The organism is Pseudarthrobacter leeuwenhoeki (assembly GCF_055412885.1).
Map to the genome: position 1 here is coordinate 52,202 of NZ_JBVAYY010000003.1, position 18,096 is coordinate 70,297.

Here is an 18,096-nt window from a genome sequence, read left to right on the forward strand (position 1 = left end):
GCGCTGACCTTACTTACGTGCGAAAGCCTGCTTGAGCAGCGCGTCCTGCTCGGCCGCGTGGCGTTTCATCGATCCTGCCGCGGTGGAAGCCGAGGCGGGGCGGGAAACGAGGCGGACCCGGCGGTCCAGGGCGTCCGGAAGGTTCAGGCCGATGAACGGCCACGGACCCTGGTTTGCGGGCTCGTCCTGTGCCCAGACAACCTCGGCGTTCGGGTACTTGGCAAGCTCGGCGGCAATCTCGGCGGCCGGCAGCGGGTAAAGCTGCTCGACCCGGACGATCGCCGTCGTCTTGTCACCGGTCTTCTGCCGGGTGGACAGAAGATCGTAGTACAGCCGGCCGGACACCAGCAGGACACGCTCGACGGCGTCACCCTGGAGCGGCTCGTGCTCGGGGATGACCGTCTGGAAGGTGCCGGTGGTGAAGTCTTCCACCGACGACGCAGCGGCCTTGAGACGGAGCAGCTGCTTCGGCGTGAAGATGATCAGCGGCTTGCGCGGCCGGCTGTACGCCTGGCGGCGCAGCAGGTGGAAGTGCGACGCCGAGGTCGTGGGGTTGGCCACGACCATGTTCTCTTCGGCGCACATCAGCAGGAAGCGCTCGATCCGGGCGGACGAGTGGTCCGGTCCCTGGCCCTCGTAGCCGTGCGGGAGCATCAGCACGAGCGAGGACCGCTGGCCCCACTTCTGCTCAGCCGAGGAGATGAACTCGTCGATGATGGTCTGCGCGCCGTTGACGAAGTCACCGAACTGCGCTTCCCAGAGCACCAGGGCATCCGGGCGTTCCACCGAGTAGCCGTACTCGAAGCCCATCGCCGCGTACTCCGACAGGAGTGAATCGTAGATCCCCAGCTTCGCCTGGTCGTCGGAGAGGTGGGCCAGGGGCAGCCACTCGTCGCCGTTGGCGCGGTCGTGGAAGACGGCGTGACGCTGCACGAAAGTGCCGCGGCGCGAGTCCTGGCCGGCGAGCCGGACGGGGACCCCTTCCATGATGAGCGACCCGAAGGCGGCCAGCTCGCCGAAGCCCCAGTCGATGCCGCCTTCACGGGACATCACTTCACGTTTGTCCAGCAGCTGCTTGAGCTTGGTGTGGACCGTGAAGCCTGCGGGGATTTCGACGTGGGCCTTGCCGATGCGCGCCAGGGTCTCGGCGGAAATCGCCGTCGACGCCGGGGCGCTGATGCCGGAATCGGACTGCTGGGACATCGGGCGCTCCAGATCGGACACCGCGGCGGAATCCGCCTTGATGATCGGCATCGGGGAGGTCTGCGCAGCGTGGGTTTCGGCGAAGACACGCTCCAGCCGTTCCTGGTAGTCGCGCAGCAGCTGTTCGGCTTCTGCCTCGGTGATGTCGCCGCGGCCGATCAGGGATTCGGTGTACAGCTTGCGGACCGACCGCTTGGCTTCGATCAGGTTGTACATCAGCGGCTGGGTCATCGAGGGGTCATCGCCCTCGTTGTGGCCGCGGCGGCGGTAGCAGACCATGTCGATGACAACGTCCTTGTGGAACCGCTGGCGGAACTCGTAGGCGAGCTGCCCGATGCGGACCACGGCCTCCGGGTCATCGCCGTTCACGTGGAACACCGGTGCCTGGATCATCTTGGCGACGTCCGTGGAGTAGGTGGAGGAACGCGACGAGGACGGGGCGGTGGTGAAACCGACCTGGTTGTTGACCACGATGTGGATGGTGCCGCCGGTGCGGTAGCCGCGCAGCTGGGAGAGGTTGAGCGTTTCCGCCACGACGCCCTGGCCTGCGAAGGCCGCGTCGCCGTGCACCATGATCGGCAGCACCGGGAAGGTTTCGCCCTGGTCGAGGCGGTCCTGCTTGGCGCGGACGATGCCTTCGAGGACGGAGTCCACGGCCTCGAGGTGGGACGGGTTGGCAGCGAGGTAGACCTTGGTCTTCTTGCCGTTGTCCGAGGTGAAGGTGCCCTCGGTGCCGAGGTGGTACTTGACGTCGCCGGAGCCCTGCACGGAGCGCGGGTCCTGGGTGCCTTCAAATTCGCGGAAGACCTGGGCGTAGGTCTTGCCGGCAATGTTCGTGAGCACGTTGAGCCGGCCGCGGTGGGCCATGCCGATCGCCACTTCGTCGAGTTCGTCGTCGGCCGCATTGGAGATGATGGCGTCCAGCAGCGGGATCAGGGACTCGCCGCCCTCAAGAGAGAAGCGCTTCTGGCCGACGAACTTCGTCTGCAGGAAGGTCTCGAAGGCCTCGGCCGCGTTAAGCCTGGAGACGATGCGCAGCTGCTCGTCCCGGCTCGGCTTGGAGTACGGGTGCTCGATCTGGTCCTGGAACCACTTGCGTTCGCCCGGGTCCTGGATATGCATGTATTCGATGCCCGTGGTGCGGCAGTAGGCGTCGCGGAGCACGCCAAGGATGTCGCGGAAGTTGAGCATCGGCTTGCCGCCGAAGCCGCCGGTGGGCCACTCGCGGTCCAGGTCCCACAGCGTAAGGCCGTAGGTGAGGACGTCCAGGTCCGGGTGCTTGCGCTGCACGTATTCGAGCGGATCGGTGTCCGCCATAAGGTGGCCGCGCACGCGGTAGGCGTGGATGAGCTGCTGGATCCGTGCGACCTTGTTGATTTCGTCGGCCGGGTCCACCTGCAGGTCCGGGCTCCAGCGCACGGGCTCGTAAGGGATGCGCAGGGACTCGAAGATCTCATCGTAGAAGTTCTGCGCGCCCAGCAGGAGCTGGTGCACGAGCTTCAGGAACTCTCCACTGCCGGCACCCTGGATGACGCGGTGGTCATAGGTGGAGGTCAGCGTGAGGACCTTGCTGATGGCGTTGTGCGCGATGATCTTCGCGCTGGCACCCTGGAACTCTGCCGGGTAGTCCAATGCGCCGACGCCGATGATGGCGGCCTGGCCCTTGGACAGGCGCGGCACCGAGTGCACGGTTCCGATGCCGCCGGGGTTGGTCAGCGAGACAGTGGTGCCGGAGTGGTCGTCGGCGGTCAGCTTGCCGGCGCGGGCCCGCTTGATCAGGTCCTCGTAGGTGTGCCAGAACTCGGAGAAGTCAAGGGTCTCCGCCTTCTTGATGTTGGGCACCATCAGCAGGCGGGAGCCGTCGGGCTTCGGCATGTCGATGGCGATGCCGAAGTTCACGTGCGCCGGCTGGACCGCGACAGGCTTGCCGTCGACCTCGTCGTAGTAGACATTCATCGACGGGAACTGGGCCAGGGCACGGATGACGGCGTAGCCGATCAGGTGCGTGAAGGAAACCTTGCCGCCGCGGGCACGGGCCAGGTTGGAGTTGATGACCACGCGGTTGTCGATCAGCAGCTTCGCCGGGATCGCCCGCACGCTGGTCGCGGTCGGAACCTCCAGGCTGGTCATCATGTTGGTGGCGATGGCCTTGGCCGGTCCGCGGAGGACGGAAACAACGTCTTCCTCAGGGGCGGTCGGGGCCTTGATGTTCTTGGGCAGCTGGGCCGGGATCGGCTGTGTGCCGGGGCCGGCGTCCGAGGTCTTGGAGCCGTCGCGGGCAACGGTGGCCGGGGCCTTCTTCGCCGGGACGGGGGCCGGTGCGGCGGGGGCAGGGACGGACGCGGGCGGCTTCGTTGCCGTCGCGGCAGCCGGGGCTACTACGGGAAGTTCGCGGGTGGCGGGGTGCGCAACTGTCGCTGCGCCTGAGGCTCCGTTGGTGGACGAGCTGTCTCCGGCGTCGAAGGATTCGAACAAGGGCCACCACTTGGCGTCCACCGTGTTCTTGTCCTGCTGATACCGCTCGTACAGTTCGTCAACGAGCCACTCGTTTCCGCCAAATTCCTCTGGTAGACGGTGGCTAGGCTGCTCTGGCACTTGAATAACGCCTCTTCCATGAGTTCGATTCCCACTGGTTTCACGGTGCCTCAGCACGAAAATTGAACCAGTCTCCGCGTCCAGTGAACCCAGACCCCTGCCAGTCTAGTGACGATTCTTGCCAAACCGCCAATAAGGGTGACCCAAATCATCAAGTCGCCTCAACGAGCCGTCACAGCATCCCCTCCTGCCGTCCGGAGCCGCCCGGAGCGGCTGCCCGCGCAGGTGCCGGGGCCCGGGGAAAGCCTCGCTAGAATCACACGGAGAACCCGTTGAGCACCGGAATGCCTATTTAAGGAGCAGCCGTGCGTTTTTTGACCGAGCCCGCCACCGACCTGACCTATTCAGACCTCTTCCTTGTACCGTCCCGTTCGGACGTCACCTCCCGGCTGGACGTGGACCTGGCCGCGGACGACGGGACCGGCTCCGCGATTCCCCTCGTCGCGGCCAACATGACGGCGGTGACGGGCAAGCGCATGGCCGAGACCATGGCCCGGCGCGGCGGGCTGGCGGTCCTGCCGCAGGACGTGCCGCTCGACGTGATCAGCGACGTCACGGCCTGGATCAAGACCCGCCACCCCGTCCTGGAAACCCCGGTCACGCTGTCGCCGTCCGACACCGTCATTGATGCCCTGCACCTGATGGGCAAGCGTCCGCACGGGGCGGTCATGGTCGTGGAGAACTCCGGTGCCGTCACCGGCATCGTCCGGGCCGCCGACTGCGAGGGCCAGGACCGGTTCGCCTCGCTCGCCTCGGTGATGCGCCACCAGCCGCTGGTACTGGACGCGGCACTGCTGGAAGACGGCCCCGGCGGCGGCTCAGGTGCCGGGGGCGCCGGGGGATCAAGCGCCGGCCTGCGCCGTGCCTTCGACGCGATGGACGCCGCCGGGACCGACTTTGTGCCCGTGCAGCGGGACGGCGTCCTGGCCGGCGTTCTCACCCGGAAGGGCGCCCTGCGCTCCACGCTGTACCGGCCCTCGCTGGACCCTGCCGGCCGGCTCAAGGTGGCCGCCGCCGTCGGGATCAACGGCGATGTCGCCGGGCGTGCCGCGGAACTCCTGGCCGCCGGGGTCAACGTGCTGGTCCTCGACACCGCACACGGCCACCAGCAGAAGATGTTTGATGCCCTGGCCGCGGTGAAGGGCCTCAACCCCGGGGTGCCCGTGGTGGCCGGGAACGTGGTCACAGCGGAGGCAACCCGCGAACTCATCCAGGCCGGCGCGGACATCGTCAAGGTCGGCGTTGGCCCCGGGGCGATGTGCACGACACGGATGATGACGGCCGTGGGCCGGCCGCAGTTCTCCGCCGTGCTCGAATGCTCGGCGGCCGCCCGGGCCGCCGGCGGGCGCGTCTGGGCCGACGGCGGAGTCCGCCACCCGCGCGATGTGGCGCTGGCCCTGGCGGCCGGCGCCAGCCAGGTGATGATCGGGTCCTGGTTTGCCGGCACGCATGAAAGCCCCGGGGACCTGCAGCAGGATGCCGCCGGGCGGCAGTTCAAGGAAAGCTTCGGCATGGCGTCCGCACGCGCCGTGCAGAACCGCAACCAGCGCGAGGACGCCTTCGAAAAGGACCGCAAAGCCCTCTTCGAGGAAGGCATCTCCACCTCCCGGATGTTCATCGATCCGGCGCGGCCCGGCGTGGAGGACCTGCTGGACCTGATCACGGCCGGGCTCCGCAGTTCGATGAGCTACGCCGGCGCTGCGGACCTGGCGCAGTTCCGGGAACGCGCCGTGGCGGGGATCCAGTCCGCGGCCGGGTATGAGGAAGGCCGTCCGGTCCCGCAGAGCTGGTGAGCTGCAGCGCTGGCGGCAGCGGCCGCCGTCGGGCATCACCCACGGTGTCACGACGGCGGCCGGCGCCTGCTGCTCCTGTAGACTGCAACTCTTATGGACAGTAAATCCAGGTGCCGGCCTGGGGGCTGTCGGCGGGGAATGGAAACCGTTCCCGCGCAGTCCACCCGAAGAGCCGGCAAACCCCGTTCACGCGCCCACCAATCTCCGGCGCCACGCCAGCCAAGTACCTTTCAGACAACAGGGACCCGCCAGGAAACAGGGCCGGCCGCGGCCGACCATCCTCTGCCGGGCACCCCGTCCCGGCACCCAGCTACCCGACACCCGGGCAGCCGGGCGCCACGCCGCGCCGCCCCGGAAGCAGGCCGTTAAATGGAGTGGCTTCTTCTCGGAGCAGGCCTGCTGCTCGTCCTCGGAACCGGCTTCTTCGTAGCCGTTGAGTTTTCCCTCGTTGCCCTGGACCAGGCCACCGTCCAGCGGGCCGTGGACAACGGCGACACTGCTGCCGCGCCCCTGCTCAAATGCCTCAAGTCCCTGTCCACGCAACTCTCCAGCTGCCAGCTGGGCATCACCATCACCACCCTGCTCACCGGCTACGTCATGGAGCCATCCGTGGGCAAACTCCTCCAAGGCCCGCTGGCTGCCCTGGGCCTGCCGGAAGCCGCAGTTTCCTCCGCGTCCCTGATCATGGCGCTGGCCTTCGCGACCCTCCTGTCCATGCTGATCGGTGAGCTGGTCCCCAAGAACATGGCCATTGCGCTCTCGTTCCAGGTCGGCAAAGCCCTGGCCCGTCCGCAACTGATCTTCACGGCCATCTTCAGACCCGCCATTGTGGTGCTCAACGGCTTCTCCAACAAGGTGCTCAACATCTTTGGCCTTGAGGCCAAGGAAGAGATTTCGGGCGCGCGGACTCCGGCCGAGCTGGCCTCCCTCGTGCGCCGCTCGGCGGCGATGGGAACCCTCGACGCCGGGACCGCCAACTTCATCGCCCGGACCCTTAAATTCTCGGGCCGGACGGCGGCGGACGTCATGACGCCCCGCATCCGGGTCGAGACCATCGACGGCGACCAGCCGGTCTCGGACATTGTGGAGGCCGCACGCCGCACCGGTTATTCGCGCTTCCCGGTCATCGGGGAATCCTCGGACGACATCCGCGGCGTGGTGCACATCAAGAAAGCCATCGCCGTACCCTCGGGCCGGCGCGCCAGGCTGGAGGCCGGTGCCATCATGACCGATGTGCTCCGGGTCCCGGAAACCATTCACCTCGACGCCCTGCTGGCCGAACTGCGCGAAGGCAATCTGCAGCTGGCCGTGGTCCTGGACGAGTACGGCGGCACCGCCGGCATCGCCACCCTGGAGGATCTTGTCGAGGAAATCGTCGGGGAAGTGGCCGACGAACACGACAAGGTGCGTCCGGGACTGCTGCAGAGCGCTTCGGGGGACTGGTACTTCCCGGGTCTGCTTCGCCCCGATGAACTTTCCGAACAGATTCCGGGCCTGACCGTGCCCGACGAGTCTGCCTACGAAACGGTGGGAGGCTACGTCATGAGCAAGTTGGGCCGGATCGCAGCGGTGGGAGACACGGTCGACGTCGACGGCGGCACTCTGGCCGTCACCCGCATGGACGGGCGCAGGATTGACCGGATCTGCTTCAAACCGGTCCGGGTGCACCACGGGGAGCACTCCAATGGCCAGGTCGGTGCCGCATGAGCGACTGGGCAGGAATCCTCTGGCTTGTTGTGCTGCTGCTCGGCAACGCCTTCTTTGTTGGTGCCGAATTCGCGGTCATGTCCGCCCGCCGAAGTCAGATCGAACCGCTCGCCGAGGCGGGATCCAAGCGGGCGCAGACCACTCTGCGGGCGATGGAAAACGTCTCGTTGATGCTCGCCTGCGCGCAGCTCGGGATCACCGTCTGCTCGCTGCTGATCCTGCAGGTGGCCGAACCGGCGATCCACCACCTGATGGCCGTGCCCCTGGAAGCTGTCGGCATCCCGGTGGAAATCGCCGACATTGTGGCCTTCGCCGTTGCCCTGCTGCTGGTCACCTTCCTGCACGTCACCATCGGCGAGATGGTCCCGAAGAACATTTCCGTGTCCGTGGCGGACAAGGCAGCCCTGATGCTGGCACCGCCGCTGATGTTCATCGCCCGGCTGGTGAAGCCGGTGATCGTGGCGCTCAACTGGGCCGCTAACCACATCCTGAAACTGATGCGGATAGAGCCGAAGGATGAAGTCACCTCCTCCTTCACGCTCGAGGAAGTCCAGTCGATCGTGCAGGAATCCACCCGTCACGGGCTCGTGGACGACGACGCCGGACTCATCACCGGTGTGTTGGAGTTCTCGGAACACACCGCGTCCGACGTGATGGTCCCGCTCGACAAGCTGGTCATGATGAAATCGAACACCACCCCGGTGGAGTTCGAGAAGGCCGTGAGCCGCACCGGGTTCTCCCGTTTCCCGATGCTCGACGACGACGGGATGCTCTCCGGCTACCTGCACATCAAGGACGTGCTCTCCATCCCCGACACGGCGTACCACCAGCCGATCGCGGAGAGCCACATCCGGTCCCTGGCGAACCTGGCGATGGACGACGAAATCGAGACGGCCATGTCCGTCATGCAGCGGACCGGCTCGCACCTGGCCCGCGTGATCGGCCCGGACGGCCTCACCCAGGGCATCCTGTTCCTGGAGGACGTGATCGAGCAGCTCGTCGGCGAGATCCGGGATGCCACCCAGGCCACCGGCTACCGCAGGCTCGGCGAGGACCAGTAGCGGCCGGTTCATCCCTAAATAGGAATCATTCCTATTTAGGGATAGACTCGGAGCAGTTGCTATTGCTCCTGATTCTCAATAACAGATCCGAGGTTTCCCGTGCACCGTCCCGCTGCCCGTGCCATCGTTGCCGCCTTGGCCGGCGCCACCCTGCTGCTGACGGCCTGCGCCCCGACGTCGGGAAATTCCGGATCGGGGAACTCCGCCGGTGCCGGCGACGGGATCGTCGAGGTGGTTGCCTCCACCAGCGTGTACGGGGACATCGTCAGCAGCATCGGCGCAGACAAGGTGCGGGTCACCTCGATCATCACGCGCACCAGCCAGGACCCGCACTCCTACGAGGCCACCACGCAGGACAAGCTGGCGGTGTCCAAAGCCGAGCTGGTTATCGAAAACGGCGGCGGCTATGACGACTTCATCCACAAACTCGCGGGCGACACGGGACTCGACCGCGGCAACGTCCTGAACGCCGTAGAGCTGTCCGGGCTGGCTCCGGAAGAGACTGCCGGCCCGTCCGCCACCGCCAACGCCGCCAACGCCGCCACCGCCGCCGCCGACGGCCACGGCAGTACACCTGCCGGCTTCAACGAGCATGTCTGGTACAGCCCGCCGGCCATGGCGCGGCTCGCGGACGCCGTCGCGGCCAAGCTCGGCGAGCTTGAACCGTCCTCCGCAGAGACTTTCCGCAGCAACGCCGCAGCCTTCAAGGAGTCGCTCGGGGGCCTCGACGCCAGGCTGGCGGGAATCAAGGCGTCCGCCGGTGCGGCGCCCGTCGCCGTGACGGAACCGGTGCCGCTCTACCTGCTCGAAGCCGCGGGCCTGGAAAACCAGACCCCGGATGAGTACACCGCCGCGATCGAAGAAGACACCGATGTGCCGCCCGCCGTGCTCAAGGCGACCACTGACCTTATGGGCGCGGGCAACATCAGGCTGCTGGCCTACAACCAGCAGACCGAAGGCCCGCAAACGGTTGCCGTCAAGGACGCGGCAGCAGCTGCCGGTGTCCCGGTGGTGGACTTCAGCGAGACCCTGCCGGAGGGCAAACCCTACCTGCAGTGGATGACGGACAACGTCGAGAACATCGGCAAGGCGCTGGCCTAAGATTAGCTGGAAAGAGTGACCTGACTGCGTAGCCAGACAGCCCAGCCAGCAAGTCCAGCAAGTCCAGGCAGCCACCCGTGGTGCAGAGCGTGAGCCGGAGGCTTGTGCAGAATTCGAGGAAAGCCAAGTTGACACCCGTAGTGAGCCTCCGTGGAGCCTCCCTTGCGTTCGGTAAACGCACGTTGTGGGAGGGCCTGGATCTGGACATCAACCCGGGTGAATTCTTCGCTGTCCTCGGCCCTAACGGCAGCGGCAAAACGTCCTTCCTCAAGGTGCTGCTCGGACTGCAGGAGCTGAGCGCCGGCTCGGCCATGCTCGCGGGCCGGCCCGTGGAGCGGGGAAGCCGGGGGATCGGCTACGTTCCGCAGCAGAAGTCCTTCGACCCTGACACGCCGCTGCGCGCCCGCGACCTCGTGGGGCTCGGCGTCGACGGTCACCGCTGGGGTCTCCGGCTCGGCATAGCGAAGGCGAACCGCAGAATCGACGAGCTGCTCGATCTGGTCGGAGCCGCCGATTACGCCAAGGTCCCCGTCGGTCAGCTCTCCGGCGGCGAGCAGCAGCGGTTGCGGGTGGCGCAGGCTCTTGCCGCAGATCCCAAGGTACTGCTGTGCGACGAACCGCTGCTGTCCCTGGACCTGCAGCACCAGCAGGCCGTGAGCGCCCTGATCAACAAACAATGCCACGACCAGAACAGCGCCGTGGTGTTCGTAACGCACGAGATTAACCCGATCATGGACTATGTGGACCGGGTGCTGTACCTGGCCCACGGACGGTTCCGGGTGGGTCCGCCGGAGGAGGTCATGACCACGGAAGTGCTGTCCGATCTGTATGGCAGCCACGTCGAAGTGATCAACGCCAACGGACGGCTGGTCGTCGTCGGGCTGCCGGATGCCACGACGCACCACCACGAGGACGCCCATACGGTGGCGGGGGATGTGAGCTAGATGGACCTGGACAGCCTGCTCAATTCAATCTTCAACTTCGAAAACTACGGCGAACTGGTCGCGCTGGTGCAGAACTCCCTCTGGGCGGGCGCGGTGCTGGGACTGCTCGGCGGGCTGATCGGAACCTTCGTGATGAAGCGTGACCTGGCCTTCGCCGTCCATGGGATCTCCGAACTATCCTTTGCCGGTGCGGCCTTTGCCCTGCTCATCGGGGTGGACATCGTCCTGGGCTCCCTGGTGGGATCCGTCGTGGCGGCGCTGCTGCTGGGCCTGCTGGGCGTCCGCGCCCGGGACAAGAACTCGATCATCGGCGTCATCATGCCGTTCGGGTTGGGCCTGGGGATCCTCTTCCTCTCCCTGTACGAGGGGCGCGCCGCCAACAAGTTCGGCCTGCTCACCGGCCAGATTGTTTCCGTCGGAACCGTCCAGCTTCAGGTCCTGGCCATCGCCGCCGTCGTCGTGATGATTGCCCTGGTGGCGATCTGGCGTCCGCTGACCTTCGCCAGCGTGGACCCCGACGTCGCCTCGGCCCGCGGTGTGCCCGTGCGGGCCCTTGCCATCGGGTTCATGCTGCTGCTCGGCGTCAGCGTGGCGCTCTCCATTCAGATTGTGGGCGCCCTGCTGGTGCTGGCGCTGCTGATCACTCCCGCGGCGGCGGCCATGCGGGTGACATCTTCACCCCGGATGGTGGTGATCCTCAGCGTGGTGTTCGCTATGACGGCAACCGTCGGCGGCATCCTGCTGGCCCTCGGCGGCCGGATCCCCATCAGCCCGTACGTGACCACGCTGTCCTTCCTGATCTATGTTCTCTGCCGGGTGATCGGCGGAATCCGGGCCAAGCGCGGCCTGAACGGCCGGGTGCTGCACAGCGTCGCGGAGCCGGCCGCCTGACGGGCTCCGCGGCAGCGCTGTTCCGGCTGGCAGGGCCAGGAGCTAGCCGGCAGCCCGGGCCGTGCAGTCCGGGCACAGCCCGAAGATCTCGACCGTGTGCTCCACCGAAGTGAAGCCGTGCTCAATGGCCGTCCGCGCGGCCCAGGCCTCGACTGCGGGCGCCTCGACCTCGACGGCCTTGCCGCAACTGCGGCACAGCAGATGGTGGTGGTGGCCGGTGACGGCGCAACGCCGGTACACGGCCTCGCCGTCGGCGTTGCGGAGGACGTCCACCAGGCCCTCGTCCGCGAGGGACTGCAGAATCCGGTAGGAGGTGGCGAGGGACACCGAGGTGCCGCGGTCCTGCAGAATGCGGTGCAGCTCCTGGGTGCTGACGAAGTCCGTCAGCTCGTCGAGGACGGCGCTGACCGCGAGGCGCTGCTTGGTGACACGCTGCTCCTTCGCCGCGGCAGGGGCCGGTGCCGCGGCCCGGCTGCCGTCGGTTGTGGCGCCGTGGGACATCGTGGGACTCGCTTCGCTGGTGGTCTCGATACGGGGTGGTGGCAAGGTCCCAGATTACCAGCCGGGCGTGGACACCGCCGGGGCGGGACCCTAGGCTGGCCGGATGTTGCTGACGAAGTTCACGCATGCCTGTGTCCGGCTCGAGAAGCATGGCAAGGTGCTGGTATTCGATCCGGGGAACTTCTCCGAAGCGGACCAGGCCCTCGCCGGCGCTGATGCCGTGCTGGTCACCCATGAACATGCCGACCACCTCGACATGGACGCCGTCGCTGCCGCCCTGGTGGCCGGCGCTTCCCTGCAGCTGTATGCACCGGCCGGGGTCGCGGCACAGCTGCGCGACAAGGCGCCCGGCGCCGGGCCGCGGATCCATTCGGTGGTTGCGGGCGAGGATTTCGAGACGGCAGGGTTCTCTGTCCGGTGTTTTGGCGGGCAGCATGCGCTGATCCATCCGCAGATTCCGGTGGTGGCCAATATCGGCTATGTCGTGGACTCCAACGTCTATCACCCCGGCGATTCGTTCATCGTGCCCGACGGCGTGGACGTCCGGACGCTGCTCGTACCGATCCACGCACCCTGGAGCAAGGTGGGGGAGGTGGTCGACTTCGTGATCGGAGTCCGCGCCCCGACAGCCTTCCCGATCCACGACGCCCTGCTCAACGACAACGGGCGCGGAATCGTGGAAGGGCACGTGACCCGGTTCGGCGCCAAGTACGGCACCGAATACCGGCACCTCTCCAGCGGGGACAGCGTCGAGGTCTAGGAAGCCAGGATCCCTACTGCGGCCAGGCCCCGGTGGCGAAGAATTCCCGGATCGTCGCTTCGTGCGGTTCGGGGTCCAGGCCCTGGGACTGCAGCCACTCCGGGTTGTAGTAGTTTCCGGCGTAGCGGTCTCCGCCGTCGCACATCAGCGATACGACACTGCCGCGGCAGCCCTGGGCGACCATCTCCGCGATGAGCTGCCAGACGCCCCACAGGTTGGTGCCGGTGGACGGTCCGGCGTGCAGGCCGGCATGGTCGAGCAGGTGGCGCATCGCGGCCACCGAGGCCGCGTCCGGGACCTGGATCATCTGGTCGATGACCGCCGGAACAAAGCTCGGCTCCAGCCGTGCCCGGCCGATCCCCTCGATCCGCGAGGGCTGGCCTGCCGGGGCCGTGCCGGCGGGCCCCGGCGTATCGGCGGGGAGTCCGCCGCCGGCGGCTTGGCGGCATGCCAGCCAGCCGGGGTAGAACGCGGAGTTCTCCGGATCGACGACGGCGAGTTCCGTGTCGTGGCGGTGGTACCGGAGGTAACGGCCGATGGTGGCGCTGGTGCCGCCGGTGCCGGCGCCCACCACGATCCAGCGGGGGATGGGGTGCTCCTCGAGGGCAAGCTGGTCGAAGATGGACTCGGCGATGTTGTTGTTGCCCCGCCAGTCCGTGGCACGCTCCGCGTAGGTGAACTGGTCCATATAGTGGCCATTGGTGCGCCGGGCGAGTTCCGCTGCGGCGTCATAGACTTCCGACGCGTGGTCCACGAGCAGGCAGGAGCCGCCGAACTGCTCGATCAGTGCGATTTTTTCCCGGCTGGTGGTCCGGGCCATCACCGCAATGAACGGCAGCCCCAGCAACTGGGCGAAATAGGCTTCCGACACCGCCGTGCTCCCGCTGGAGGCCTCAACGATGGTGGTGCCTTCCGAGATCCAGCCGTTGACCAGGCCGAACAGGAACAGCGAGCGGGCCAGACGGTGCTTGAGGCTGCCGGTCCGGTGCGTCGACTCGTCCTTGAGGTACAGCTGGACGCCCCATTGCCCGGGAAGCGGCACGGAGTACAAGTGGGTGTCGGCGGACCGGTTGTTCTCTGCGTTGATTCTGCGGGTGGCCTCGGCGGCCCACGCCCTGTCCTGCTGTCGCGCACTGATCACCGCACCAGCCTACCCGCGGGGGCAGATTCCCACGGATAGAGTTGGCGGATGGAGACCCTCATGGATGTAGCCACCCTTAAGGACCGGCTGGACGGCGACGCCCACACCGGCCGGCGGACTGTCGTGCTGGATGTGCGCTGGGCGCTCGGTGACCCGCACGGCCGGGGACACTACCTCGCCGGACACCTCCCCGGCGCCGTTTTTGTGGACCTTGCCACTGAACTGGCCGGACCCGCGGATCCGAGCCGCGGCCGGCACCCGCTGCCGCCCCTGGCGCAGTTCCAGGCATCCGTCCGCTCCTGGGGTGTCCGCAGGGGTGACGTCGTGGTGGCCTATGACGACAGCGGCAACCTGGCTGCGGCCCGGCTCTGGTGGCTGATGCGCAACGCCGGCCTTCGCGACGTTTACCTGCTCGACGGCGGCCTGGCCGCCTGGCGCGGCGCGGGCTTCGACGTCGAAAGTGGCGAACGGCAGCCGGTGCCGGGGGACGTCGTGCTGCCGGGCGGTGCCATGCCCGTGATCGACGCCGGGGAGGTGGCCTCCTGGGGCCGGCGGGGCCTTCTGCTGGACGCCCGGGCAGGGGAGCGGTACCGGGGGGACTTCGAGCCGGTGGACCCGCGCGCCGGCCACATCCCGGGAGCCGTGAGCGCCCCCACGGCCGGCAACCTCGGTGCAGACGGCAGGTTCCTGTCCCCGGCGGCTTTGCGGGAGCGCTTCACCGGTCTGGGAGTGCGCGCCGACGTCCCCACCGCTGTCTATTGCGGCTCCGGCGTCACGGCGGCCCACGAAATTGTGGCCCTCGAAATCGCCGGATTTCCGGCGGCGCTCTATCCCGGGTCATTCTCGGAATGGTCCAGCAACGCCGCGCACCCGGTTGTGACCGGCGATGCGCCCTACGCCGACGGCACCGCCGCGGACTAGGCGGAGCCCGGCGGCGGCACCATCCCGAAGGGGCGGGGGTGTTCCACGGTTGCGTGTCCGGGGTGCGGGTGTTCGTTCAGGCCGACGGCTGGCTTTGCCTTCGGGCGCGGTGGAGGTCGTTGGCTCTGCGGCGGCGTTTGTGGCGGTGGCTTGGGCTCTGTGCCGCGGCCAGTTCCGGTTCCGCTTGAGGGACGAGGGTCCCCGGAAGAGGCGGTGCGGTGGAGTGGTAGGTGTGGCTGGTGGGGGTGGTGACGTCGAGGGTGTGCCTGGGTCCGGGGCGGGGTCGGGAGGACCAGCCGGGGGTTTCTTTGGTGTGGTTGCAGGCCTCGCAGAGCCCGGCGCCGTTGCTGTGGGTCGTGGTGCCGTTGTGATGCCAGGGGATGATGTGGTCAAAGTGTCTGATGGGGGCGTCGCAGTACGGGGTGCGGCAGGTGTCGTCGCGGGCGGTGAGGAAGCGCCGGAGACCTGGCGGGAAGAGCCGGGCGCGGGAGTCCATCGCCGTCAGGTCACCGGCGCCGGGGGCGGTGTAGAGCCGGCGCAGCCAGACATTCACGGCGGTGTCACCGGCAGAGCCGCCAGCAGTGCTGGCGGCTCCCGTGACCGTTCCCTCCGTACCTGCCTCTGATCCCGCGCCGGTGCCGCCGGCGTTGGTGAGCATCTCGCGGGCCCAGCCGGCGGGGACGATGCCGTAGCCGGGGAGGCGGGCCGGTTCGCTGTCGCCCTGAAAGAGGGTGCGGTCGGTCATCACGAGCTGGATCTCGATCCCGGTGATCCCGCCGGCCTTTCCCGTGGTGCGTTCGACCAGGGCGTCGGCCATGAGCTGCCCGCGGGTCCGGGGATCCCCGGACCCGCGGAGGGTGTCGGCGTGCCGGGTCAGGCCGGCGTACACGGAAACACCGGCAGCGACGGGGAGCAGGGCGGTGAGGTAGCACATGGTGTCCGGGGCCGGGCGGAAGCTGACGTGCCGTTCGGCTGCGGCGTGGCAGGCGCGCTGGGTGACCGAACGGGGATCCCGCCGGTACGCGGCGGCCCGGGCGGCGGCGATGATGGATCGGTCCCCGGCGCCGTCGAAGGCTCCGGTGTCGGGGGCGAGCTCCTCGTCCACGGCCGCCCGTTCCTCCGCGGAGAGGCAGGCGGTTTCCTTCACGAGCAAGGTCGCGCGCCATTCGTTGAGCTGGCCGGATTCCAGGGCGGCGAGGGTGTGGGGCATTTCGGTGGACAGGGCCTTCGCGAGGCCCAGGAGCCGATTGCCTTTGGCCGGGGATTCGCGCCGGGCCAGGGCGATCTGCGCGGCGACCCCGGTCCCGAGTTCCGCCGTCGGCACCCCAAGATCCCGCTGTTCGCGGCGCTGGAGGACATCGAAGGCGACCGTGATCCGGGCCTGCAGTGCGGCCGCAGCGGATTTCAGGTCCTCGAGGTCACGGAGCTGGCCGATCAGCCCGGCACTCCCACCGGACGGCCGGACAGCAGCCAGGGACCGGGCCACATCGGTGACCTTCATTTATTCTGGCTGAGCCACGTCGGGCCTCTGATTGCCGTCCATGAAAACACACTATCGAGCACCTACGACAGAAGAACCCGATCGATCCGCCGCAGGCACCTGCACAAGTTGCCCGTCCGGTTGCCACCGCAGGGACGCCCCTTGAAGCAACGCGGGGACGCGGAGGTGAAGCACTGCCCCGCTGCCCCCACCACTGCAACGCGGGGTCACCTAGCGCCCATAATCCCACGCCCGATGGGCCGGAGGTGACCCCGCGTTGTCCTTTTTTGCTGATGATCAGGCAGTGGGCATGCCCGGCGTCGAGCCTGCCCCAGGCCCTTGCCGTCCTGATTGGATAAGTCCGGTAACCCGGGGGTAGCGTCGAGGCATGACTCCTGGACGCCCCGTACCGCCGCCCCTCGCCAAGCCGCTGCCCGAACTCGGCGCGCCGTCCGAAGTCACCGACGGCCCGCGCCTTGCCGCGGCCTACGGTGTGACAGCCAGCGACAGCGGCCTGGTACCCCTGACGGTGGCCCGCCGCGCGCCGAAGGAAGACGACGTCGAGATTGCCATCGACTTCTGCGGACTCTGCCATTCGGACGTCCACGCCTCCCGGGGCGAATGGGGACACCAGAACTACCCGCTGGTCCCCGGCCATGAAATCGTGGGCCGGGTCAGCCGCGTCGGCTCCGCTGTCGAGGACTTCACCCCCGGCGAGCTGGTCGGCGTCGGCTGCCTGGTCGATTCCTGCCGTGAATGCGACAGCTGCCTCGACGGCCTTGAGCAGTACTGCGAAAACGGCGCGACAGGGACCTACGGCTCGAAGGACCGCCGTAACGGGGACGCCATCACGCAGGGGGGCTACGCCACCTCTGTCGTCGTGGACCGCCGTTATGTGCTGCATGTCCCGGAGAGCCTCGACCCTGCCGCGGCCGCGCCGTTGCTCTGCGCCGGGGTCACCACCTACTCCCCGCTCCGCCATTTCGACGTCGAAGAGGGGGACGTCGTTGGCGTCGTTGGCCTGGGCGGACTGGGCCACATGGCCGTCAAGCTGGCCAAGGCCATGGGCGCCGAAGTGAAGGTCTTCACCACATCAGAGTCCAAAATCGCGGCCGCCGCCGCACTCGGCGCGGACGAGGTCATCCTTTCCCGCGATGAGGCCGCGATGGACGCCGCGAACCGGAGCATCGACGTCATCATCGACACCGTCGCCGCGCCCCACGACCTCAACCCGTACTTCCGCACCCTCCGCGTTGACGGGGTTCTCTTCCAGCTGGGTCTCCCCTCGGAGGACATGCCCCCGGTAAACCCCGCTGCGCTGATCCGGCGCCGGATCGCGTACGCCGGGTCGATGATCGGCAGCCTTGCCGAGACCCAGGAGATGCTGGACTTCTGCGCCGAGCACGGTGTCACCGCCGACGTTGAGGTGGTCCGTGCCGACCAGCTCAATGACGCCTACGACCGCATGGTGGCAGGAGAAGTGAAGTACCGTTTTGTCCTGGACACCAGTACCCTCGGAACACCCTCGGAAAGGGCAGACACATGAGCACTCTCTTCACCAGAATCATCAACGGCGAGATCCCCGGCCGCTTCGTCTGGCGGGAGGACGACGTCGTGGCATTCCTGACGGTGGGTCCGCTCGCCGACGGCCACACCCTCGTGGTGCCGACCGCGGAAGTGGACCGCTGGACGGACGCGCCGCCGGAGCTGCTGGCCCGCGTGATGCAGGTGGCCCAGAAGATCGGCGCCGTTCAGGTTGAGGTATTCGACGCGGCACGCGCCGGCCTCATCGTGGCCGGTTACGAGGTCAACCATCTGCACGTCCACGTATGGCCGTCCAACACCATGGCGGACTTTGACTTCGGCTCGGTGGACCAGAACCCTGATCCCGCGCAGCTGGACGCCAACGCCGAGAAGCTCCGCGGAGGTCTCCGGAAAGCCGGACACGCGGCCCAGGTCCCGGAGGCCTAGGGGCTGCTCCGGGCACCCGCGGGCGCG

The 18,096-nt window shown here is 67.7% G+C and carries 14 protein-coding genes; 10 read left to right on the forward strand and 4 right to left on the reverse strand.

The window, feature by feature from the left end:
• Positions 1-9: 9 nt before the first annotated feature.
• The gene (locus ACZYX4_RS03335) at positions 10-3,798 is read right to left on the reverse strand and encodes a multifunctional oxoglutarate decarboxylase/oxoglutarate dehydrogenase thiamine pyrophosphate-binding subunit/dihydrolipoyllysine-residue succinyltransferase subunit (protein WP_463873648.1); all 3,789 of its coding nucleotides are present in this window, start codon (positions 3,796-3,798) and stop codon (positions 10-12) included.
• A gap of 305 nt (positions 3,799-4,103) precedes the next feature.
• Here ACZYX4_RS03335 and ACZYX4_RS03340 point away from each other — a divergent pair, with 305 nt between their 5' ends.
• The 6 genes from ACZYX4_RS03340 to ACZYX4_RS03365 all read left to right on the forward strand — a co-directional run bounded on the left by ACZYX4_RS03340 (position 4,104) and on the right by ACZYX4_RS03365 (position 11,295).
• Positions 4,104-5,591 carry a GuaB1 family IMP dehydrogenase-related protein gene (locus ACZYX4_RS03340; RefSeq protein WP_463873650.1) on the forward strand — a complete coding sequence of 496 codons (1,488 nt, stop codon included), beginning with the start codon at positions 4,104-4,106 and terminating at the stop codon, positions 5,589-5,591.
• Between the two features lie 369 nt (positions 5,592-5,960).
• Entirely contained in the window at positions 5,961-7,298 is a 1,338-nt protein-coding gene (locus ACZYX4_RS03345; protein WP_463873652.1) for a hemolysin family protein, read from the forward strand.
• Positions 7,295-8,359 (forward strand): hemolysin family protein, encoded by a 1,065-nt coding sequence (locus ACZYX4_RS03350; RefSeq protein ID WP_463873654.1) that lies wholly within the window; start codon positions 7,295-7,297, stop codon positions 8,357-8,359. The genes ACZYX4_RS03345 and ACZYX4_RS03350 overlap by 4 nt, the downstream gene beginning before the upstream one ends.
• 99 nt (positions 8,360-8,458) lie before the next feature.
• Positions 8,459-9,460, forward strand: coding sequence for a metal ABC transporter solute-binding protein, Zn/Mn family (locus tag ACZYX4_RS03355; protein WP_463873655.1), 1,002 nt, complete (start codon positions 8,459-8,461; stop codon positions 9,458-9,460).
• Positions 9,461-9,588: 128 nt separating this feature from the next.
• Positions 9,589-10,404 carry a metal ABC transporter ATP-binding protein gene (locus ACZYX4_RS03360; protein ID WP_463873656.1) on the forward strand — a complete coding sequence of 272 codons (816 nt, stop codon included), beginning with the start codon at positions 9,589-9,591 and terminating at the stop codon, positions 10,402-10,404.
• Positions 10,405-11,295 carry a metal ABC transporter permease gene (locus tag ACZYX4_RS03365; RefSeq protein WP_463873658.1) on the forward strand — a complete coding sequence of 297 codons (891 nt, stop codon included), beginning with the start codon at positions 10,405-10,407 and terminating at the stop codon, positions 11,293-11,295.
• A 42-nt stretch (positions 11,296-11,337) separates the two neighbouring features.
• Here the strand turns inward: ACZYX4_RS03365 and ACZYX4_RS03370 are convergent, their stop codons facing one another.
• Complete coding sequence (locus ACZYX4_RS03370) at positions 11,338-11,796, reverse strand: Fur family transcriptional regulator (RefSeq protein ID WP_463873947.1); 459 nt, start codon at positions 11,794-11,796, stop codon at positions 11,338-11,340.
• Positions 11,797-11,899: 103 nt separating this feature from the next.
• Between ACZYX4_RS03370 and ACZYX4_RS03375 the strand changes: the two genes are divergently transcribed.
• Positions 11,900-12,556, forward strand: coding sequence for an MBL fold metallo-hydrolase (locus ACZYX4_RS03375; RefSeq protein ID WP_463873659.1), 657 nt, complete (start codon positions 11,900-11,902; stop codon positions 12,554-12,556).
• Positions 12,557-12,569: 13 nt separating this feature from the next.
• On the opposite strand, the gene ACZYX4_RS03380 is transcribed toward ACZYX4_RS03375, so the two are convergent.
• A complete protein-coding gene (locus ACZYX4_RS03380; protein ID WP_463873662.1) occupies positions 12,570-13,697 on the reverse strand; it encodes a PLP-dependent cysteine synthase family protein in 1,128 nt (375 codons plus the stop codon).
• A 48-nt stretch (positions 13,698-13,745) separates the two neighbouring features.
• On the opposite strand from ACZYX4_RS03380, the gene ACZYX4_RS03385 reads away from it, so the two are divergent.
• The gene (locus ACZYX4_RS03385) at positions 13,746-14,618 is read left to right on the forward strand and encodes a sulfurtransferase (RefSeq protein WP_463873664.1); all 873 of its coding nucleotides are present in this window, start codon (positions 13,746-13,748) and stop codon (positions 14,616-14,618) included.
• Between the two features lie 76 nt (positions 14,619-14,694).
• Here the strand turns inward: ACZYX4_RS03385 and ACZYX4_RS03390 are convergent, their stop codons facing one another.
• Complete coding sequence (locus ACZYX4_RS03390; RefSeq protein WP_463873665.1) at positions 14,695-16,119, reverse strand: HNH endonuclease; 1,425 nt, start codon at positions 16,117-16,119, stop codon at positions 14,695-14,697.
• A gap of 367 nt (positions 16,120-16,486) precedes the next feature.
• Here ACZYX4_RS03390 and ACZYX4_RS03395 point away from each other — a divergent pair, with 367 nt between their 5' ends.
• Together ACZYX4_RS03395 and ACZYX4_RS03400 are read left to right on the forward strand one after the other, a co-directional pair.
• A complete protein-coding gene (locus ACZYX4_RS03395; protein WP_463873667.1) occupies positions 16,487-17,644 on the forward strand; it encodes an NAD(P)-dependent alcohol dehydrogenase in 1,158 nt (385 codons plus the stop codon).
• Positions 17,641-18,069 (forward strand): HIT family protein, encoded by a 429-nt coding sequence (locus tag ACZYX4_RS03400; protein ID WP_463873668.1) that lies wholly within the window; start codon positions 17,641-17,643, stop codon positions 18,067-18,069. The genes ACZYX4_RS03395 and ACZYX4_RS03400 overlap by 4 nt, the downstream gene beginning before the upstream one ends.
• The last annotated feature ends 27 nt before the right edge of the window (positions 18,070-18,096 follow it).